This is a genomic window from Streptomyces sp. NBC_00193 (assembly GCF_026342735.1).
GTDB lineage: Bacteria > Actinomycetota > Actinomycetes > Streptomycetales > Streptomycetaceae > Streptomyces > Streptomyces stoeckheimensis.
Genome location: NZ_JAPEMM010000001.1, coordinates 1,892,650 through 1,912,251 on the forward strand (window position 1 = coordinate 1,892,650; position 19,602 = coordinate 1,912,251).

At 71.9% G+C, this 19,602-nt stretch carries 21 protein-coding genes; 9 read left to right on the forward strand and 12 right to left on the reverse strand.

Going from position 1 to position 19,602, the window contains the following annotated elements; translation table 11 throughout:
- Positions 1 to 14 precede the first annotated feature (14 nt).
- The 3 genes from OG898_RS07905 (at position 15) to OG898_RS07915 (ending at position 2,275) form a co-directional block, all read left to right on the forward strand.
- Entirely contained in the window at positions 15 to 692 is a 678-nt protein-coding gene (locus OG898_RS07905; protein ID WP_250744121.1) for an MOSC domain-containing protein, read from the forward strand.
- A 9-nt stretch (positions 693 to 701) separates the two neighbouring features.
- On the forward strand, positions 702 to 1,475 hold the full coding sequence (locus tag OG898_RS07910; protein WP_250744122.1) for an SDR family oxidoreductase: 774 nt from the start codon (positions 702 to 704) through the stop codon (positions 1,473 to 1,475).
- Between the two features lie 110 nt (positions 1,476 to 1,585).
- On the forward strand, positions 1,586 to 2,275 hold the full coding sequence (locus OG898_RS07915; protein ID WP_250744123.1) for an ester cyclase: 690 nt from the start codon (positions 1,586 to 1,588) through the stop codon (positions 2,273 to 2,275).
- Positions 2,276 to 2,390: 115 nt separating this feature from the next.
- On the opposite strand, the gene groL is transcribed toward OG898_RS07915, so the two are convergent.
- Together groL and groES are read right to left on the reverse strand one after the other, a co-directional pair.
- Entirely contained in the window at positions 2,391 to 4,022 is a 1,632-nt protein-coding gene (gene groL / locus OG898_RS07920; protein WP_250744124.1) for a chaperonin GroEL, read from the reverse strand.
- A gap of 136 nt (positions 4,023 to 4,158) precedes the next feature.
- Entirely contained in the window at positions 4,159 to 4,467 is a 309-nt protein-coding gene (gene groES, locus OG898_RS07925) for a co-chaperone GroES (protein ID WP_008739621.1), read from the reverse strand.
- A 933-nt stretch (positions 4,468 to 5,400) separates the two neighbouring features.
- On the opposite strand from groES, the gene OG898_RS07930 reads away from it, so the two are divergent.
- The 4 genes from OG898_RS07930 to OG898_RS07945 all read left to right on the forward strand — a co-directional run bounded on the left by OG898_RS07930 (position 5,401) and on the right by OG898_RS07945 (position 10,229).
- Positions 5,401 to 6,081, forward strand: coding sequence for a response regulator transcription factor (locus tag OG898_RS07930; RefSeq protein WP_250751545.1), 681 nt, complete (start codon positions 5,401 to 5,403; stop codon positions 6,079 to 6,081).
- Positions 6,074 to 7,477, forward strand: coding sequence for a HAMP domain-containing sensor histidine kinase (locus OG898_RS07935; protein ID WP_266955852.1), 1,404 nt, complete (start codon positions 6,074 to 6,076; stop codon positions 7,475 to 7,477). Before OG898_RS07930 ends, OG898_RS07935 begins: the two co-directional genes overlap by 8 nt.
- Before the next feature lie 77 nt (positions 7,478 to 7,554).
- Positions 7,555 to 8,820 carry an LCP family protein gene (locus OG898_RS07940; RefSeq protein WP_266955854.1) on the forward strand — a complete coding sequence of 422 codons (1,266 nt, stop codon included), beginning with the start codon at positions 7,555 to 7,557 and terminating at the stop codon, positions 8,818 to 8,820.
- Positions 8,808 to 10,229 carry an FtsW/RodA/SpoVE family cell cycle protein gene (locus OG898_RS07945; protein WP_250751537.1) on the forward strand — a complete coding sequence of 474 codons (1,422 nt, stop codon included), beginning with the start codon at positions 8,808 to 8,810 and terminating at the stop codon, positions 10,227 to 10,229. Before OG898_RS07940 ends, OG898_RS07945 begins: the two co-directional genes overlap by 13 nt.
- On the opposite strand, the gene OG898_RS07950 is transcribed toward OG898_RS07945, so the two are convergent.
- Positions 10,220 to 11,017: a polysaccharide deacetylase family protein gene (locus tag OG898_RS07950; RefSeq protein WP_308313619.1), complete on the reverse strand. Its 798-nt coding sequence runs from the start codon at positions 11,015 to 11,017 to the stop codon at positions 10,220 to 10,222. The genes OG898_RS07945 and OG898_RS07950 overlap by 10 nt on opposite strands.
- Positions 11,018 to 11,112: 95 nt before the next feature.
- Complete coding sequence (locus OG898_RS07955; protein ID WP_250751535.1) at positions 11,113 to 11,991, reverse strand: polysaccharide deacetylase family protein; 879 nt, start codon at positions 11,989 to 11,991, stop codon at positions 11,113 to 11,115.
- Between the two features lie 187 nt (positions 11,992 to 12,178).
- Here OG898_RS07955 and OG898_RS07960 point away from each other — a divergent pair, with 187 nt between their 5' ends.
- A complete protein-coding gene (locus OG898_RS07960) occupies positions 12,179 to 13,357 on the forward strand; it encodes a methyltransferase domain-containing protein (protein WP_250751533.1) in 1,179 nt (392 codons plus the stop codon).
- Here the strand turns inward: OG898_RS07960 and OG898_RS07965 are convergent.
- The 5 genes from OG898_RS07965 to tsaB are packed head-to-tail and all read right to left on the reverse strand — an operon-like array spanning position 13,337 to position 16,766.
- Positions 13,337 to 14,014 (reverse strand): hypothetical protein, encoded by a 678-nt coding sequence (locus OG898_RS07965; RefSeq protein WP_250751531.1) that lies wholly within the window; start codon positions 14,012 to 14,014, stop codon positions 13,337 to 13,339. The two genes, OG898_RS07960 and OG898_RS07965, sit on opposite strands and share 21 nt — an antisense overlap.
- A 53-nt stretch (positions 14,015 to 14,067) precedes the next feature.
- Positions 14,068 to 14,349, reverse strand: a complete 282-nt coding sequence (locus OG898_RS07970) for a hypothetical protein (RefSeq protein ID WP_250751529.1) — start codon at positions 14,347 to 14,349, stop codon at positions 14,068 to 14,070.
- Positions 14,346 to 15,536 carry a tRNA (adenosine(37)-N6)-threonylcarbamoyltransferase complex transferase subunit TsaD gene (tsaD, locus tag OG898_RS07975; RefSeq protein ID WP_266955859.1) on the reverse strand — a complete coding sequence of 397 codons (1,191 nt, stop codon included), beginning with the start codon at positions 15,534 to 15,536 and terminating at the stop codon, positions 14,346 to 14,348. Before tsaD ends, OG898_RS07970 begins: the two co-directional genes overlap by 4 nt.
- Positions 15,529 to 16,059, reverse strand: coding sequence for a ribosomal protein S18-alanine N-acetyltransferase (gene rimI / locus OG898_RS07980; RefSeq protein ID WP_250751549.1), 531 nt, complete (start codon positions 16,057 to 16,059; stop codon positions 15,529 to 15,531). Before rimI ends, tsaD begins: the two co-directional genes overlap by 8 nt.
- A gap of 29 nt (positions 16,060 to 16,088) precedes the next feature.
- On the reverse strand, positions 16,089 to 16,766 hold the full coding sequence (tsaB, locus tag OG898_RS07985; protein WP_250751522.1) for a tRNA (adenosine(37)-N6)-threonylcarbamoyltransferase complex dimerization subunit type 1 TsaB: 678 nt from the start codon (positions 16,764 to 16,766) through the stop codon (positions 16,089 to 16,091).
- 146 nt (positions 16,767 to 16,912) lie between these two features.
- On the opposite strand from tsaB, the gene OG898_RS07990 reads away from it, so the two are divergent.
- Positions 16,913 to 17,470 carry a hypothetical protein gene (locus OG898_RS07990; protein ID WP_250751519.1) on the forward strand — a complete coding sequence of 186 codons (558 nt, stop codon included), beginning with the start codon at positions 16,913 to 16,915 and terminating at the stop codon, positions 17,468 to 17,470.
- A 132-nt stretch (positions 17,471 to 17,602) separates the two neighbouring features.
- Here OG898_RS07990 and OG898_RS07995 read toward each other — a convergent pair whose 3' ends face one another.
- The 3 genes from OG898_RS07995 to OG898_RS08005 all read right to left on the reverse strand — a co-directional run bounded on the left by OG898_RS07995 (position 17,603) and on the right by OG898_RS08005 (position 19,592).
- A complete protein-coding gene (locus tag OG898_RS07995) occupies positions 17,603 to 17,800 on the reverse strand; it encodes a hypothetical protein (RefSeq protein ID WP_266955862.1) in 198 nt (65 codons plus the stop codon).
- Positions 17,801 to 17,932: 132 nt separating this feature from the next.
- A complete protein-coding gene (gene tsaE / locus OG898_RS08000) occupies positions 17,933 to 18,463 on the reverse strand; it encodes a tRNA (adenosine(37)-N6)-threonylcarbamoyltransferase complex ATPase subunit type 1 TsaE (RefSeq protein WP_250751512.1) in 531 nt (176 codons plus the stop codon).
- Positions 18,447 to 19,592, reverse strand: coding sequence for an alpha/beta fold hydrolase (locus OG898_RS08005; protein ID WP_250751500.1), 1,146 nt, complete (start codon positions 19,590 to 19,592; stop codon positions 18,447 to 18,449). The genes tsaE and OG898_RS08005 overlap by 17 nt, the downstream gene beginning before the upstream one ends.
- Between the last annotated feature and the right edge of the window lie 10 nt (positions 19,593 to 19,602).

Genomic DNA, 19,602 nt, shown 5'->3' on the forward strand with positions numbered 1-19,602 from the left:
GCTAGCGTGGGGCCATGCATCTGATCTCCGTGAACCTCGGCCGCGCGACGGCCGTCGACTACACCGACGCCCCGGACGGGCTGACCGGTCACGGCAAGATCCCCGCGCCGGGCCCCGTACGGGTCTTCGCGCCGGGCCCCAAGGGCATCGGTGCGAGCGGCGTCGAAGGGGACGACGTCTGCCATCTGCGCCATCACGGCGGGGACCACCAGGCCGTGTACGCGTACGCCCGCGAGGACCTGGAGTGGTGGGAGCGCGAGCTCGGCCGCGAACTGCCCGGCGGGATCTTCGGCGAGAACTTCACCACCTCCGGCCTCGACGTGAACGGCGCGCTGCTCGGCGAGCGCTGGCGGGTCGGCCCCGACCTGCTCCTGGAGGTGGCCTCGGCCCGCATCCCGTGCCGGACCTTCCAGGGGATGCTCGGCGAGAAGGCGTGGGTCAAGCGGTTCACCCAGGAAGCCCGGCCGGGCGCCTACCTGCGGGTCCTCCAGGAGGGCGCGGTCTCCCCCGGCGACACCATCGAGATCGTGCACCGCCCGGACCACGAGGTGACGGTGGAGTTCTGGTTCCGCGCCTTCACCACCGAGCGGGAGCTGCTGCCGCGCACACTGGCGGCGGGCGACGCCCTGGAGCCGGAGGCTCGGGACAAGGCGCTGGCCCACGTGGAGAAGTACGGGAAGCAGGGCGACTAGGTTGCGCCTATGACGACTGCGTTGATTACGGGATCCACGGCGGGCATCGGCGCCGCCTTCGCCCGGCGGCTCGCCGCCGAGGGCCACAACCTCGTCCTGGTGGCCCGGGACACCAAGCGGCTCGGCGAGCAGGCCACCGAGCTGCACGACCGGCACGGGATCGAGGCCGAGGTGCTGGCCGCGGACCTCTCCACCGAGGACGGCATCGCGGCCGTCGAGGAACGCCTCGCCGACCGCAAGCACCCGGTGGACCTGCTGGTGAACAACGCGGGCTTCGGCAACAAGGGCCGCTACCTCGAAGTCTCCATGGCCGACGAGCTGACCATGCTGAAGGTCCACATCGAGGCGGTGCTGCGGCTGACCTCGGCGGCCGTGGAGCCGATGCGCTCGCGCGGGCGCGGCGGCGTGATCAACGTGGCCTCGGTGGCCGCCTTCCTGCCGCGCGGCACCTACGGGGCGAGCAAGGCCTGGGTCGTGCAGTTCACCCAGGGCGCGGCCAAGGACCTGGCCGGCTCGGGCGTCCGGCTGATGGCGCTGTGCCCGGGCTTCGTGCGCACCGAGTTCCACGAGCGGGCCGGCATGGGCACGGACAACATCCCCGGCTGGATGTGGCTCGACGCCGACAAGCTGGTGGCGGCCGCCCTGGCCGATCTGGCGCGGGGGAAGACGGTGTCGATCCCGGACCCGCGGTACAAGGCGCTGATGGGCCTGGTGAAGGTGGCCCCGCGGGGGCTGCTGGGCGGAGTGTCCTCGCGCACGGGGCGCAAGTACGGGCCCCAGTAGCCGGACCGCGGGTCCGTAGTCACCGGGCTGTGCGGTGACCAGTGGGTAAACGAGGCATATGGGTGAAATCTCCCTAGACTGAATGTGTCCCATCCAGCGCGGGAGTCGCCATGACATTCGTACAGATAGTCGATTACGAAACCACCCAGCCCGAGGCGGTCAACGATCTCCTCGACCGCTACGTGGAGCAGACGCAGGGCAGGCGCACGGTGCTCGCCAGCCGCCTCGCACAGGACCGCGAATCCAAGACCCACTACGTCGACGTCGTCGAATTCCCGTCGTACGAAGCCGCCATGAAGAACTCTCAACTCCCGGAGACCGACCGGATGTTCCAGGAGATGGTGGCGCTCTGCGAAGGAATGCCCAAGTTCACCAACCTGGACGTCGTACGGGACGAGCACCTCAACGCCATGCTCGTGAACCGCTTCTTCGACGAGATCGCGATGAAGGGCGACCTGTCCGTCGTCGAGGAGGTCTTCGCGGCCGACTACCACGACCACGACATCAGCAACCCCGTCGACAAGATGGGCCCGGAGGGCATCCGCGAGGACGTCACGACGTGGCGCAGCGCCTTCGACTTCAGCTTCACCCGCGACGCCCAGATGGCACAGGACGACCACGTCACGACCCTGTGGACCTGGACCGGCACCCACAAGGGCGAGTTCATGGGGATCGCCCCGACCGGCAAGACCTGCACGATGACCGGCACCACGGTCTTCCGGTGCGAGGACGGCATGATCAAGGAAGGCTGGTGGCACTACGACGCCATGCGCCTGATGAAGGACATGGGCGCGATGTAGCCGTACGGCAGACGGCGCACGGCACACACGGGAAAGCCCCGGTCACCACCGCTTGGCAGCGGTGACCGGGGCTTTTCCGTGCTTACTGCTTACTGCTTACTGCCTGCTGGCGAGGTCAGTGGCTGTGGCCGTGGCCACCGTGGCCGTGACCGGCGTCGCCCTCGTCGTCGGCCGGCTTCTCGACGACCAGGGTCTCGGTCGTGAGCAGCAGGGACGCGATGGAAGCGGCGTTCTCCAGCGCGGAGCGGGTGACCTTGACCGGGTCGATGACGCCGGCCTTGACCAGGTCGCCGTACTCGCCGGTGGCGGCGTTGAAGCCCTGGCCCTTCTCGAGCTCGGCGACCTTCGAGGTGATGACGTAGCCCTCGAGGCCGGCGTTCTCGGCGATCCAGCGCAGCGGCTCGACGGCGGCGCGGCGCACGACCGCGACACCGGTGGCCTCGTCGCCCGACAGGCCCAGGTTGCCTTCCAGCACCTTCACGGCGTGGACGAGAGCGGAGCCACCGCCGGAGACGATGCCCTCCTCGACCGCGGCGCGGGTCGCCGAGATGGCGTCCTCGAGACGGTGCTTCTTCTCCTTGAGCTCCACCTCGGTGGCGGCGCCGACCTTGATGACGCAGACGCCGCCGGCGAGCTTCGCCAGGCGCTCCTGCAGCTTCTCGCGGTCCCAGTCCGAGTCGGTGGACTCGATCTCGGCCTTGATCTGGTTGACGCGGCCGAGGACCTCGTCGGAAGAGCCGCCACCGTCGACGATGGTGGTGCTGTCCTTGGAGATCGTGACGCGGCGGGCGGAGCCCAGTACGTCCAGACCGGCCTGGTCGAGCTTGAGGCCGACCTCCTCGGCGATGACGGTGGCACCGGTGAGGGTGGCCATGTCCTGGAGCATCGCCTTGCGGCGGTCACCGAAGCCTGGCGCCTTGACGGCGACGGCGTTGAAGGTGCCACGGATCTTGTTGACGACGAGGGTGGAGAGCGCCTCGCCCTCGACGTCCTCGGCGATGATCAGGAGCGGCTTGGAGGCGCCGGCCTGGATGACCTTCTCGAGCAGCGGCAGGAGGTCCTGGATGGAGGAGATCTTGCCCTGGTTGATCAGGATGTACGGGTCATCGAGGATGGCCTCCATACGCTCCTGGTCGGAGACCATGTACGGGGACAGGTAGCCCTTGTCGAAGGCCATGCCCTCGGTGAACTCGAGCTCCAGGCCGAAGGCGTTGGACTCCTCGACGGTGATGACACCGTCCTTGCCGACCTTGTCCATCGCCTCGGCGATGAGGTCACCGACCTGCTGGTCCTGCGCGGAGAGCGCGGCCACGGCGGCGATGTCGGACTTGTCCTCGATCGGACGGGCGGTCGCCAGGAGCTCGTCGGAGACGGCCTTGACCGCGGCGTCGATGCCCTTCTTCAGGGCGGCCGGGGAAGCACCCGCGGCGACGTTGCGCAGGCCCTCGCGGACCAGCGCCTGCGCCAGGACGGTGGCGGTGGTGGTGCCGTCACCCGCGACGTCGTTGGTCTTGGTCGCGACCTCCTTGACGAGCTGCGCGCCAAGGTTCTCGTACGGGTCGTCGAGCTCGACCTCACGCGCGATGGTGACACCGTCGTTCGTGATGGTGGGAGCACCGAACTTCTTGTCGATGACGACGTTGCGGCCCTTGGGACCGATCGTCACCTTCACGGTGTCGGCAAGCTTGTTGACGCCACGCTCAAGGGCGCGACGGGCGTCCTCGTCAAACTTGAGAATCTTCGGCATGGGAGCGGTTCAGCCCTCTCGTTGCTATCCCCGGCCGCTCACCGCGACCGCCTGTCTAGAACGAGCTACGCCCCTCGCCGCCCGGCATCAGCAGGGGTGACCAGGGGCGTAGCTCAAAGCAAAACTGGAGAAGTGATTACTTCTCGACGATCGCGAGCACGTCGCGGGCCGAGAGGACGAGGTACTCCTCGCCGTTGTACTTCACCTCGGTGCCGCCGTACTTGGAGTACAGGACGACGTCGCCGACGGTGACGTCCAGCGGGAGACGCTGGCCGTCCTCGAAGCGACCCGGGCCCACCGCGAGGACGACGCCCTCCTGGGGCTTCTCCTTCGCGGTGTCCGGGATGACCAGGCCAGAGGCCGTGGTCTGCTCGGCGTCGAGCGGCTGGACCACAATGCGGTCCTCGAGCGGCTTGATGGCAACCTTGGAGCTGGTGGTCGTCACGATCTGACCTTCCGCTTCGGAGATCCGGAGTTAACTGTCTGGGTGGCGACCTTGTCGATCCGTCGTCGCGGGTGCCGGATCCACTGTCGCAGGGTTGGCACTCACCAGGGGCGAGTGCCAGACGCGAGACTATTCCGGGGATTAGCACTCGGTCAAGCGGAGTGCCAATACGCGCCGCTGGTTTCGCCTCCTCGACGCGCGGCGCCGCTGCCGGGGACCAGTCCCCGGACCCCTGCGCCTCAAACGCCGGCGGGGCTGGTTTGTGGTGGGGTCTGGGTGCTGCGGGGGTGGGTCGGCGCCGGGGCCGGGGTGGGGTGTCGGCCTGGACTGCATGATTTAGGCGCCCCCCGCGCTACTCCGACAGGGCGCGGCGTGTTCTCGCGCCACAAATCACGCTTTACGTCCCGGCCGACACCCCACCCCGTCCCCGTCCCCGACCCGCGCCGCCGCCCCCAGCCCCACCGGGGGCAATCTCAGCCGCGCCGGCGTTTGAGGCGCGGAGTCTGGGGCGGAGCCCCAGGGGTCCGGGCGGAGCCCGGGACCCGCTTCTCGGCCCGCCCGGGGGCATTTCAGCCGTCCGGCGTTTGAGGACCGGGGTCCGGGGCGGAGCCCGGGATCACGCCGCTTTCGGGCTGCCGATTTCAGCCTCGCCGGCGTTTGAGGCGCGGGGTCTGGGGCGGAGCCCCAGGGGGTCCGGGCGCAGCCCGGGGCCCCGCTTTCAGCCCGTCCGGCGTTTGAGGACCGGGGCAGGGCCGGCCCTGGGAGCGGTGGAAGGGTGGGTAGGGGACTTGCCCCGCAGGGCCCACCACCCCCGCCGGGCCACCGCCGGTCGGAGGCCGGCGCAGCGGCGCGAAGCCGGGGAGGGCCGCCAGGGCCGAGCCGCGCGAGCGGCGCGTCAAAAAGGAATGGCGCCCGGTATGTGAGGGTTGGGGGATGCGGATCCTCGTTGTCGAAGACGAAGTCAGCCTCGCCGATTCACTGCGGCGCGGCCTCTCCGCCGACGGCCACTGGGTCGATCTCGCCCACGACGGCCACCGCGGCCTGGACCTGGCCCTCACCGGAGGCCCGTACGACGTGGTGCTCCTCGACCTGATGCTCCCGGGCCTCTCGGGCTACGAGATCTGCACCCGGATGCGCTCCCACGGCGTCGCCACCCCCGTGCTGATGCTGACCGCGAAGGACGGCGAGTACGACGAGGCCGAGGGGCTGGACTCGGGCGCGGACGACTACCTGACGAAGCCGTTCTCCTTCGTCGTCCTCGCCGCCCGCCTCCGAGCACTGACCCGCCGCACCGCCACCGCCCGGCCCGCCGTCCTCCAGGCCGGGGACCTCGTGCTCGACGCCCAGGGCCGCCGCTGCCGCCGCGGCACGCACGAGATCGAGCTGACCGCCCGCGAGCTCGGCGTGCTGGGCTGCCTGATGGAGCAGCCCGGCCGGGCCGTCGCCAAGCAGGACATCCTCGACGAGGTCTGGGACGGCCCGCACGGCATCGACCCGAACATCGTCGAGGTCTACGTCTCCTCGCTCCGCCGGAAGATCGACGCCCCCTTCGGCCGCCGCTCGATCCTCACCGTGCACGGCACGGGCTACCGGATGGCCCCGGACGGTGGCTGAGCCCCCCTCCAGGCCGCGGCCCCGGCGCCTCGGCAGTCTCCGCGCACGCGCCGCCGCGGCCGCCGCCCTCGCGATGGCCGCCGTCCTGGCCGCCGGCGGGCTGTGGCTGTACACCCTGCTGCGCGCCAACCTCATCGAGAACACCACCGGCCGCACCGAGCTCGCCGCGCGCAAGGTGGCCGCCCAGTACGACACCGGGAGCCTCCCGGCCGCCGGCCGGCTGCCCGCGCCCGAGGACGGGGTCGACCTGGTCCTCGTACGGAACGCGGCCGGGACGGTCGTGGCCACCAGCGGGGACCTGAAGGACACTCCGGAGCTCACGGAGCTGAGCCCCGCGCCCGGCCGGGACATGCGGTCGGCCGTTCTGCCGCCCGCACGCCCCGGCGCACAGCGGCGCGTGGTGGTCGCCGTGGACGCGCCCGGCCCGCCGGGGGCGCACGACCCGCACACCGTCTACGCCGCGACCGTGCTCGGCGACGTCGACGACGCCAACCGGGCCGTCGCGCTCGGGTTGCTGGCCGGTGCGCCTCCGCTGATCGCCTTCGCGGCGGCCCTGGCCTGGTGGGTGACGGGCCATGCGCTGCGCCCGGTCACCGCGATCCGCACCGGGCTGGCGGCGGTCACCGGGAGCGAGCTGGACCGGCGGGTCCCGGACCCGGGCGGCGCCGACGAGATCGCGCAGCTGGCCCGGACGGTCAACGAGACGCTCGACCGGCTGGAGCGCAGCGACGCCCGCCAGCGGCAGTTCACCGCCGACGCCTCGCACGAGCTGCGCAACCCCCTCGCGGCCGTCCGGTCCCGGCTGGAGGTGGCGCTGCGGGACCCCGACCGGGAGTCGGTGGCCGCCGCGCTGGCCGATACCGAGCGGCTGCAGGGCATCGCGGCCGATCTGCTCCTGCTGGCCCGGCTGGACGGCGGGCCGGCGCCGCGCACCGAGCCGGTGGACCTCGCGCTGCTGGCCGCCGAGGACGCGGCGCGGCGCCCGGAGCCCCGGGTCGCGCTACGGCTGGACGCGCGGGCTCCCGTACCGGCCGCCGGGGATCCGGCGCGGCTGGAGCGGGCGCTGGCCAACCTGGTGGACAACGCGCTGCGGTACGCCCGTACCGGGGTCGTGGTCCGGGCCTCGGCCGAGGACGGCTGGGCGCTGCTGGAGGTCACGGACGACGGGCCGGGCATCCCGGAGACCGACCGCGACCGGGTCTTCGAGCGGTTCGTGCGGCTGGACGCGGACCGGAGCCGGGCCGGCGGCGGCACCGGCCTGGGGCTGGCCATCGCCCGGGAGATCGCCCGGGCGCACGGCGGCGAGGTCAGCGCGCTCCCCGCGCCCGCAGGCGGCGGCGCCCGCCTGGTGCTGCGCGTGCCCGCCTCGGCCGGATCCGGCCCCGCCGGGACCTGAGGCGCCGCACCCGCCCCTGAAGGCGTCCTCAGGACCCTCAGGTTTCCTTCAGCACCGCTCCCCCAGCATCGGGAGGCATGAGCGCCCACCGAAGGAAGCCCCGGGGACAGAAGCCGCCGGTGCCCGTGTCCCGCCGCCGCAGGCTCATCCGCACCCTGCTGGCCTCCGGCTGCGCCCTGGTGGTGCTCGCGGGGGCGACCGCCTGGTACCTGTACGACGACCTCGCCTCCAGCATCGGCAGCTCGAAGGCCCTGGAGGGTGCCGAGAAGTCGAAGTTCGGCGATACGAACATCCTGCTGATGGGTCTGGACAGCCGCCGGGACCAGAACGGCGAGGACCTCCCGCCGGCCATCCTCGACAAGCTGCACGCGGGCGCGAGCTCCGAGGTCGGCGGCTACAACACCAACACGCTGATCCTGCTGCACGTCCCCGGCGACGGGGGCAGGGCGCAGGCCTTCTCGGTGCCGCGCGACGACTTCGTCGACCTGCACGGGGTGCCCGGGTTCACCGGCAAGGCCAAGATCAAGGAGGCGTACGGGCGGGCGAAGGCCAAGGTCGAGGAGCAGCTCGCCGCCAAGGGGGTCACGGACCGGCGGCAGCTGGAGCGCGAGGGGCGCGAGGCGGGGCGCAAGGCGGAGATCGAGACGGTGCGCACCTTCCTGGGGGTGCCGATCGACCACTTCGCCGAGCTGAACCTGGCCGGTTTCTACCACCTGGCGGACGCGCTGGGCGGCGTACCGGTGTGTCTGAACCACGCGGTGAAGGACAAGAACTCCGGGGCCGACTTCTCGGCGGGGCGGCACACGCTCAACGGTCAGGAGTCGCTGGCCTTCGTCCGTCAGCGGATGGGTCTGACCATGGGCGACCTGGACCGGACGAAGCGGCAGCAGGCGTTCCTGGCGGGGGCGACCTACAAGCTGAACCAGGCCGGGACCTTCACCGATCCGGTGAAGCTGATGAAGCTGATCGACTCGGCGAAGCAGGACGTCGTCACCGATCGGGGATGGGACCTGCTGTCGTTCGTGAAGCAGGCGAAGAACCTGTCCGGGGGCAACGTGGAGTTTGTGACCCTTCCCATCGAGCGCTTCGACAGGAACCATGGCGCGGAGATAAACGTCGTAGACGATATGAAGATAAAGCGGTTCATAGCCGAGCGGATCGGGCCCGGGGCCTCTGCGAGCCCGAGCGCGCCTGGCACCGCTCCCTCCTCACCGGGCACGCCGGCCCCGCAGGAATCCGCCCCGGGCCCGTCCCGGAGCTCCGCACCGGCCCCCGCGCCCGCACCCTCCCAGAGCAGCGGAACCCCCGCCATCGACGGCGGCGGCGTCCCGTGCGTGGACTGAAACCCCTGACCTCGGCGGGCGCGCGCCGCCGCACGGAAGCACTGCTCCTCGTCCTCGTCCTCGCCGTGACCATTTCCGGCCACGTCGCCGCCGGCCTCGCGATGAACGACGAGCTGCCGCCCGGCCTCACCGGCTTCGTGGTCAGCATGACGCTGCTCGCGCTGGTGGGGCACCTGGCCGTGCGCCGGTTCGCGGCGTACGCGGATCCGCTGGTCTTCCCGCTGGCCCTGCTGCTGACCGGGCTGGGGCTGGTGCTGCTGCACCGCCTCGACCAGGGGTACCTGGAGCGGTACAACTCCCCGGCGACGGCTCCCGGCCAGCTGATGTGGACGGTGATCGGCGTAGCGGCCTGCATCGCGGTGCTGGCGCTCCTGCGCGACCACCGGCTGCTCCAGCGGTTCATCTACATCACGATGGTCGTGGCGCTGGTGGCCCTGATCGCGCCCGCCTTCTTCGGTGCGGACACCTACGGGGCGAAGCGCTGGATCAAGTTCGGCGGGCTGTCGGTGCAGCCCGGCGAGTTCGTGAAGATCATGATCGCGGTCTTCTTCGCGGGCTACCTGGTGATCCACCGCGACGCGCTGGCCCTGTCGGGGCGCAAGTTCCTGGGCATGCGGCTGCCGCCGATGCGCCAGCTCGGCCCGCTCATCACGGTGTGGATCATCTCGCTGCTCGTGCTGGTCTTCGAGCGCGACCTCGGCACCTCGCTGCTCTTCTTCGGCGTCTTCGTGGTCATGCTCTACGTGGCCACCGAGCGCACGAGCTGGATCGTCTGCGGTCTGGTCCTGGCCTCGGCGGGCGCCTTCGTCGTGGGCACGACGGAGCCGCACGTCAAGGCGCGCGTGGCCGCCTGGCTGAACCCGCTGTCGTACTACTGGAAGGACCGGCCGCCGGGCGTCGTCTCGGACCAGTCGGCGCAGGCGCTGTTCAGCTTCGGCACGGGCGGCATCTCCGGCACGGGCCTCGGCATGGGCCATCCCGAGCTGATCAAGTTCGCGGGCCGCAGCGACTTCATCCTGACGACGGTGGGCGAGGAGCTCGGCCTGGCCGGGGTCATGGCCGTCCTGATCCTCTACGCGCTCCTCGTGCAGCGCGGGCTGCGGATGGCGCTGGGCGCCCGCGACCCGTTCGGCAAGCTGCTGGCAGTGGGCCTGTCGTCCGCCCTGGCCCTCCAGGTCTTCATCGTGGCGGGCGGCGTCACGGGGCTGATCCCCCTGACGGGCAAGGCCCTGCCCTTCCTGGCCGCGGGCGGCTCGTCCCTGCTGGCCAACTGGATCATGATCGCCCTGTTGCTGCGCATCTCCGACAGCACCGAACGACAACGCGAGGCGGACGCCCGGGGCCCGGCGGAGACGACGATCACCCCCCTCGCCGGGTCCGAGCCCCACGCCACCGCGTCTTACAGGTAATCCTCCACGCGGCCGATCCGGTAGCCCTGCTCCTGTATCCGCTGGAGCATCCGGGTCGTCATCTCGGTCTCCGTCGTGCCCTTCAGCTCTGCGGGGCCGCGGAAGTGGGCCAGGATGATGTCACCCGGTTTCAGGGCGGATCCCTCGGCGTACTGGAAGTTGTTGATCTGCATCGACACGCGCCACAGGAGGATCTGGGATATCCCGCACTCGTGCGCGGCCCTGAGGGTGTCGTCGTTGTGATTGCCGTATGGCGGGCGGAAGAGCGTCGGCCGCTTGCCGAAGCGCTTCTCCAGGCGTTCCTGCTGCCCGCATATCTCCTTCTTCTGTGCCTCGAAGGACAGGGTCCGGAGATTCGGGTGCGTCAGGGTGTGGTTGTTTATCGTGCTGTCGGAGCCGTTGTCGCGGAGCTTTTCGAAGTGGCCGTAGTCCGACGAGGCGATGTTGTCCGTCAGGAACATGCTGATCGGCAGCTTCAGATCGGCGGCCATCTTCAGGAACTCGGGGTTCTTCTCCGCGCCGTCGTCGAACGTCAGGAAGACGACCTTGTCGTCCGCCGGGACGGGTATTCGGTCGACGACCTGGACCCGCCCCGCCTTGGCCGGCGGGATCTGGGGTTTGACGGCCGGCTTGGGCGCGTACTGGAGGGGGCCGCTGAGGCCCCACTTCTTGTAGGCCTCGTCCGCCGCGGCCACCGAGCCGCTGCCCGCGGCGGACGGGGAGGCCGCCCCCGGGGCCGCCCCCGAGGGCGCCGGCGTGGACCTCGTCTCCGTGGCCTTGCGTCCCATCCGTTCGATGGGATCCACGCTGTCCCCGCACCCCGTCAGGGACAGCGCGAGCGCGCCGGCCGTCAGCGTTCCGGCTACCAACCGGCGCGCGTGCTTCACAAGTAGTCCTCCAAGCGAGCCACGGCGTACCCCTTGTCCGTGACGGTCTTCATGACGTGACGGATCATGTCAGTCATGCTGCCCTTCCAGTCTTCCTTGCCCCGGAAGTGGGTGAGGATGATGTCGCCGGGATGCAGGTCCTTGTCCCACTCCCGCCAGTCCATCCGGTTCGGGAAGGCCTCTTCGTTCCACAGCGGAACGGCCTTGATCCCGCAGGACTTGGCCGCGCGCAGCGTGTCCTCGTTGTAGTTCCCGTACGGCGGCCGGAAGAGCGTCGGACGCTTGCCGAACGTCTTCTCGATCGTGTCCTGCTGCCCGCAGATCTCCTGGCGCTGCTTCTCGTACGAGAGCGCCGGCATGTAGCGGTGGTTGAGCGTGTGGTTGTTCAGCGTGACGCCCGCCGCCTGCATCTCCTTGAAGTACGGGTAGTTGTCCCGGACCAGGTAGTCGCTCAGGAAGGCGGTGTACGGGAGCTTCAGCTCCTGCATCATCTTCAGGAACTCGGGGTCCTTCTCGGCCCCGTCGTCGATCGTCAGGAAGACGACCTTCTCCTCCGTGGGGACGGTCGTGAAGACCGGGGGCAGCTCGTCCTGGCCCTCGACCTCGAAGCCGTCGCGGGTGGTGATCTCCGGCTTCTGCTTGGGCGCTTGCGGAGCGACGAGCGGCGGCTTGGTCAGCCCCCACTTCTTCGCGGCGACGATCCGCGCCTGCTGGAGGGCCTTCAGCTTCTCGGCGTAAGTGCCGAGCGCGCCGGCCGCTCCGGCCTGCTCGCCCGCGGCGCCCGCCGCGGCCTTCGCCTTGGCCGCCTTGTCCGGCGTCTCGGATCCGCCGGCCCCGCAGCCCGTGCCGAGTGCGGCGACGAGCAGTGCGGCCATCGCGGCCGTACCCAACCGGCCGCGTGCGACTGCCGCGATCCGGTGACCGTGTTGCGTCTTATGTTCCGTTTGTCGGACTAGCTGCATAGTTGGGGATCTTTACACCCTTCACGCACGCGTCGCGGGCGACACCGCGAGGGGAATCCGACCTTCCTCCGAGTGGCCCACCGTGGCCGACAATGGACCCGTGACCCCCGAAGACTTCGCCGCGCTCCTCGCCCCCGAGGGCCACGCCCTCCTCGACTCGCTCCGGGACTACGACCCCGCCCAGGAGATCGCGGTCGCCACCCGGCTGCGCCGCGAGCACCCCGCCGCGCTGGTCTCCGCGGCCCTCGGACAGGCCCGGCTGCGCCAGCGCGCGGTCGCGAAGTTCGGGGCCGAGGACGCCCACCGGATGTACTTCACCCCCGGCGGCGGGGAGATGGCCACCCGCGCCTCGGTGGCCTCGTACCGCGCCGAGCGGCTCGCCGCCCTGGGCGTACGGAGCCTCGCGGACCTCTGCTGCGGGATCGGCGGCGACGCCCTCGCCCTGGCCCGGCTCGGCATCCGCGTCCTGGCGGTGGACCACGATCCGCTGACCGTCGCCGTGGCCCGCGCCAATGCCGCGGCGCTGGGGCTGGCGGACCTGATCGAGGTCCGGGAGGCCGATGTGACGGAGGTCGACACCGCGGGCTACGACGCCGTCTTCATCGACCCGGCCCGGCGGGGCGGGCGCGGCCGGATCTTCGACCCGGAGTCCTATTCGCCGCCGCTGTCCTGGGCGATCGCCACCGCCCGGGCCGCAAAGGTCGCCGCCATCAAGATCGCCCCGGGGATCCCGCACGAGGCGGTGCCCGCCGAGGCGCAGGCCGAGTGGATCTCCGACCAGGGGGACGTGAAGGAGGCCGTGCTGTGGTTCGGGACGGCGCCGGGCGAGATCCGCGCCACCCTGCTGCCCGGTCCGCGCGCGCTGGCGACCGCCGACCCGCTGCCCGATCCCGAGGCAGGCCCCGTCGGCCGCTACCTCTACGAGCCCGACGGCGCCGTGATCCGGGCCCACCTCGTCGCCGAGGTCGCCGAGCAGCTGGGCGGCCGGCTGATCGACCCGACCATCGCGTACATCACCGCGGACGAACTGCACGAGACCCCGTACGCGACCTCGTACGAGATCACCGACGTGCTGCCGTTCGGGCTGAAGAAGCTCAAGGCGCTGCTGCGCGAGCGCGGGGTCGGCATCCTCACGGTGAAGAAGCGCGGCTCGGCGATCGAGCCGGAGGAGCTGCGCAAGAAGGTCAAGCCGCAGGGGCCGAACTCCGCCACGGTGTTCCTGACCCGGGTCGGCGGGGCCCCCTCGATGCTGATCGGCTCACCGACCGGCCGGCCCTGACGGTCCGCCGGCCCCCGGGACCCCGCCCCGGCCCGCGCCCGCGCTCCCGCCCCCGAAGACCCGCAGCGCCCACCGGTAGTGCGCGCCCGCCTTGCCGAGGCCCAGCAGAGCGGTGATCCACAGGATCATGCCGAGGCCCATCGTGTAGGCGACCTCTCCGTAGGTGTCGGCTCCGGGCCGGGCCGAAGCCGCCGATCCGAAGGTCACCCAGAGCCCGAACCCGCCCAGGGCGAAGGAGGCCAGCAGCCAGATCAGGCTGCGCCCGGGCGCGCGTACGGCGGCGTCCACGGGCGGATCCCGGTCCAGCTCGGCCCAGGCGCACAGCAGCCGGCGCACCTGCCGGTCCCGCTTGGCGCCCCAGGCGAACCAGAACCCGGCCGGTATCAGCACGCCCACGCCGAGCACGGCGAAGATCAGGCCGAAGAGGTACGCGAACGGGTCGTGCGTCTCGATGGCCATCAGGGCCATTCCGACGAAGGACCAGCCCAGGGCGAAGACCGCCGAGACCGCCCAGAGGAGCAGGAGCCGGCCGAAGCCCAGACTGCGCCGCCCGAGCTCCCCCAGGAAACGGGCGCGGTCGGCCCGTACGGCGTTCGCGTCGAGCCAGGCGCGCAGGTGCGCGGGAGGGGGCGGCGGCGGCAGGTCACGGCGGGGCATGCGCATGACCATATCCGCACGCCCCGGCACCCGGAGGACAGCCGGGTGCGGACTCAGCTTCCGCCCGGCTCCCCGACCTCCACGGATTCGAAGCGCCAGCGGTGCACCGCCCGCGTGATCAAATCCGCTGCGGGCTCCGGCAGTTCGGGAAGCTCGGCGCCGATCCCCTCGGCGGTCTCCCACCAGGTGATGACGAGCACCCGGTCCTGCGGGGCGCTGAACACCTCGCGCCGCACCGGGTCTTGGGCCAGGATCTGCGAACGGGCCCACTCCAGCAGCTCGTTGGCCCGCCCGGGCACGGCCCGGGCCTCCCACATCAGCGCGATGGTGCTCACGAGTACAGGTTGTCCTTGCTCAGCTCGTGCACGTGGTCGTGGTCGTGCGCATGACCGTGTCCGTGGCCGTGCCCGGCCTCGCCGCCCCCGTCGCCGTCCCCGTGAGAATGGCCGTGGGAATGGCCGTGGGAATGGCCGTGGGAATGGCCGGGAACGTGCGGGTCGGTCACCGGCAGCGAGGAGTCCGCCGACAGGTCCCAGTCCGAGGGGGCCCTGTTCCGCTTGACCATCTCCGCGCCCAGCGCCGCCACCATCGCGCCGTTGTCCGTGCACAGGCCCGGCCGCGGCACCCGCAGGATGATCCCCGCGTCGTCGCAGCGCTCCTGGGCGAGCGAGCGCAGCCGGGAGTTGGCCGCGACCCCGCCGCCGATCATCAGGTGGTCGACGCCCTCGTCCTTGCACGCGCGGATCGCCTTGCGCGTCAGCACGTCCACCACGGCCTCCTGGAAGGAGGCCGCCACGTCGCGCACCGGCACGTCCTCGCCCGCCTTGCGCTTCGCCTCGATCCAGCGGGCGACCGAGGTCTTGAGCCCGGAGAAGGAGAAGTCGTACGGGGCGTCGCGCGGACCCGTCAGGCCGCGCGGGAAGGCGATCGCCTTCGGGTCCCCCTCGCGTGCGAGCCGGTCGATGACCGGACCGCCGGGGAAGCCCAGCTGCAGGACGCGCGCGATCTTGTCGAAGGCCTCGCCCGCCGCGTCGTCGATGGTCGCGCCGAGCGGCCGCACGTCGGAGGTGATGTCGGGGGCCAGCAGCAGCGAGGAGTGCCCGCCGGAGACCAGCAGCGCCATCGTCGGCTCGGGCAGCGGCCCGTGCTCCAGCTGGTCGACGCAGATGTGCGAGGCCAGGTGGTTCACGCCGTACAGCGGCTTGCCCAGCGCGTACGCGTAGGCCTTGGCGGCGGAGACGCCCACCAGCAGGGCCCCCGCGAGGCCGGGGCCGGCGGTGACGGCGATGCCGTCGAGGTCGCGGGCGCTGACCCCGGCCTCCTTCAGGGCGCGCTCGATGGTGGGGACCATCGCCTCCAGGTGCGCGCGGGAGGCCACCTCGGGCACGACCCCGCCGAAGCGGGCGTGCTCGTCGACGCTCGACGCGATGGCGTCCGCGAGCAGCGTGGTGCCGCGGACGACGCCGACGCCGGTCTCGTCGCAGGAGGTCTCGATGCCGAGGACGAGCGGTTCGTCAGCCATGGGTCGTCTCACCTTGCAGGGGTACGGAGTGTGCGGAGTCGGGGAGTGCGGGATCGGGGTCCGCCGGGTCTGCGGGGGCCGCCGGATCGGAGACGCGGCGCATCACGAGGGCGTCCACGTTGCCGGGCTGGTAGTAGCCGCGTCTGAAGCCGATGGGCTCGAAGCCGAAGCGTGCGTAGAGCTTCTGGGCCCGGACGTTGTCGACCCGCACCTCCAGCAGCACCTCGGCGCACTCGAACGCGGTGGCGGCGCGCAGCAGCTCGGTCAGCAGCCGGGCGCCGAGCCCGGTGCCCCACTGGTCGCGGGCCGCGGCGATGGTCTGTACGTCGGCCAGGTCCCCGGCGGCGGCCAGCCCGGCGTAGCCGACCAGCCGGCCCGCCTCCTCCGCCACGAGGTACCGGCGCGTGGCGCCGGGGCCGCGGGCGTGGGCGAGCTCGGACCAGAACATCCCGGCGGACCAGGCGTCCTCGGGGAACAGCTCGTGCTCCAGCTCCAGCACCGGCTCGATGTCCCACCAGCGCATCTCGCGCAGGACGACTGCTGAGGTGGCCGTCACTTCGGGGTGACCACCTTGTAGTTCTTGGGCACCTCGGCGTCGGGGCGGCGCAGGTAGAGCGGGGTCGGCGGCAGGCCGTCGGCGTTCTCGAACGGCTCCCCCGCCGCCAGCCGGTGCGCGGCCAGGGCGGCCAGTGCGCCGGCGCTCTGGTGCTCGGGGGCCCGGGCGTCCGTGAACACCTCCGGGTACAGCTGCGCCCCCTGGCCGACGGCGGGCAGGCCTGCGACGCGCTCGGCGATGTCGGCCGGCCGGTCCACCGCGGGCTCGCCGGCCCGGGTGCGGGGGTCCTCGTAGCGGGCCCAGTAGACCTCCTTGCGGCGGGCGTCGGTGGCCACGACGAAGGGGCCCTCGATCCCGGCCGCCCCGGCCGCGTAGGCCAGGCCGTCGAGGGTGCACAGCCCGTGGACGGGCACGCCGAGGACGGAGGCGAAGGTGGACGCGGTCACGAGCCCGACGCGCAGTCCGGTGTAGGGGCCGGGGCCGACGCCCACGACGATGCCGGTGACGGCTTCGAGCTTCACCCCCGCCTCGGCGAGGACCTTGTCCACGGCGGGCAGCAGGAGCTCCCCGTGGCGGCGGGCGTCGACCTGGTTCGACTCGGCGAGGACGGACTCGCCGTCGTGCAGGGCGACGGTGACGGCGGGCGTGGCGGTATCTACAGCGAGCAAGAGCACGCGAACAGCCTACGACTCCGGGGCCCCCGGCCCTTGCGGCCGGTCTGCGGGCACCCCTGCTGCTACCTTCGGACCAGGTGTCAGGTGGTGATCGTCCGCCCGGCGTCCGACTGGCATCGACTGACCATGCGGAGAGGTGGAGCAAGGTGGCACGCAGCAGCTCGGGAATCGTGGCCGGGCTCACCGTCGCGGCGCTCGCCGTCGTCGGTTTCCTCGGCTACCAGGCCTCCGCCTCCGCTCCCGCGCTCCCGCCGAAGGCCGCCGCGCAGACCCCGGCGCCCGCTCCGAGCGACTCCGGGCCCGCCAAGACGGACCCGGCGAAGCCGGTGGCCCTCCCGGCCGGATCCGGTACCGGGGTGCGCGTCGTGTACTCGCTGGGCGCCAAGCGCGTGTGGCTGGTGGGAGCCTCCGGGGAGCCGAAGTCCTTCGCGGTCGTGCCGAGCACGGTGCACCCAGCGCCCGGCAGTTACACGGTGGGCGGCCGCACCGGCTCGGTGACCGGCTCGGACGGGGTGCCGATCGAGCACGTCGTCCGGTTCGCGAGTCCGCAGGGGGTCACGGTCGGCTTCAGCGCCCGCGTGGACAACACCCTGCCGGCGCCCGACCCGGCCAAGAAGACCGGCGGTGTCCGCATGCTGCGCGCCGACGGGGACGCGATGTGGGCCTTCGCGACGATCGGCTCGAAGGTCGTCGTCGTTCCCTGATCCGGCCGACCGGCCGACGGGCCCCGGCAGGCCCGGCCGCGACACGCCGAATTCACTCGTACGGGGACTCCGTCGCGAGGACGGTCACCCGTTTCCGGCCCCTGCAGGCCCCCTGCGGGCCGTTCCAGACCTTCAGGCCGCTTCGGACTCCGGGGCGGCCCGTTCTCCGTCCTCCGCGCCCTGCGCCCCGTCCCGTACGGGATCGGGCTCCGTGGCCTGCTCGCGCGCGGGCGGGGTGGACACGGCGCTGGCGGCGACGCCCGCGGCGAGCAGCGCCCCCATGGACACGGCGGACGGACGGGGTACGCCCGCTGCTCCTGTTGCCGACATGGCTGCCTCCTGGCCGGGGCCAGCCCGCACTTAGGTACGCCTAACCAGCCCTCCGTACCATGTGACCACGCGCCCCGCCGCCCGCGCAATATCTTCCCGACGACTTGTCGGAACGTTTCTCGCCGCGCCGCGCTACGCCTGCTCCTGCGCCAGCACGCCCGCGAGGCTCTCCAGGCCCGCCCCGGCCGACCAGCGGGTGCCGATCCCGCGGACCACGACCTCGCGCACGTCGTCCAGGACCTCCTCGTGGCCCACCGCCCGTTGGATCACCACGTGCAGCCGGTCGTCGGACAGCTCCTCGACCTTGCCGTCGCCCCACTCCACGACGACGACGGACTCGGGCAGCGAGACGTCGAGGTCCAGGTCCTCCATCTCGTCCAGCCCACCGCCGAGGCGGTACGCGTCCACGTGCACCAGCGCCGGACCGCCGGTCAGCGAGGGGTGGACCCGGGCGATCACGAAGGTCGGCGAGGTCACGGCCCCGCGCACGCCCAGGCCCTCGCCGAGGCCGCGGGTCAGGGTGGTCTTCCCGGCGCCGAGCTCCCCGGTCAGCAGGACGAGGTCGCCGGGGCGCAGCAGCCCGGCGATCCGGCGCCCGAGGTCCTGCATGGCGTCGGGCGAGCCGACGGTGACGTGCGTTTCCGTGTCAGGTACTTCTTCCATGCCCGCCAACGTTAGCCGCTGCGGACACCGTCCCGGTGCGGGCGAGCAGCTCCGTGAGCAGCCGGGTCACGGTGTCCGGACGCTCCATCATCATCAGGTGCCCGGCGGACTCCAGGACCACCAGCTCCGCGGAGGGCAGCGCGTCCTTGATGACCTGGCTGTGATCGGGCGGGGTGACCATGTCGCCGTCCCCGGCGATGATCGTGACCGGGATGTCCGCGAACCGCTGGAGCGCGGCCGTCTTGTCGTGGGCCTGGAAGGCCGGGTAGAACTCCGCGACCACGTCGATGGGCGTGGCCTCGATGAGCCGCTCGGCGAAGCGGGCGACGGCCGAATCGACGTCGCGCGAGGCGAAGGAGTACATCCTCACCATGCCCGCGAACAGGTCGGCGGTGGCCCGGCGGCCCTTCTCCACCAGCTCCACCTGGGAGCCGAGCGCCTTGAGCACCCCGGGCAGCAGCCTCCGTACGGTCGAGAAGCCCAGGGAGGGCAGCCCGTACGTGACCTCGTCCAGCCGGCCGCTGGAGGTGCCGACCAGCGCCACCCCGGCCACCCGGTCCCGGATCAGGTCGGGGAACTCCTGGGCCAGCCCCATGATGGTCATCCCGCCCATGGAGTGACCGACCAGGATCAGCGGGCCCTCGGGGGCGGCGGCGTCGATGACGGCCTTCAGGTCGCGGCCGAGCTGTTCGAAGGTGACCGGCTCGCCGTCGGCCTGCGACAGGCCGCGCGCGCTGCGGCCGTGGCTGCGCTGGTCCCAGTAGACGGCCCGGACCAGGCCGCGCAGGGCGGCGCGCTGGAAGTGCCAGGAGTCCTGCGAGAGACAGTAGCCGTGGCAGAACACCACGGTGGGGCGGATCGGAGCCCTGCGGCGCAGCCGGCGCCGCTTGCCCTCCTCGGGCAGCTCGTCGACCTCGTAGTACAGCGCGGTGCCGTCCTCGGCCCGCGCGGTGCCGGGGGCGCCGCGCAGGGATCCGTAGTCCGCGGTCGAGTCGAGCGCGAGGCGCGCCTTCATGCGCATGCCCCGGCCGACGGTGATCCGTTCGACCGCGACCCCGGCCGCCGCTCCCGCGGCTATCACGCCGATGGCGGCGCCGGCCCAGCCCGCCTTGCGCCAGTTCTCACTCACGCCGCCACCC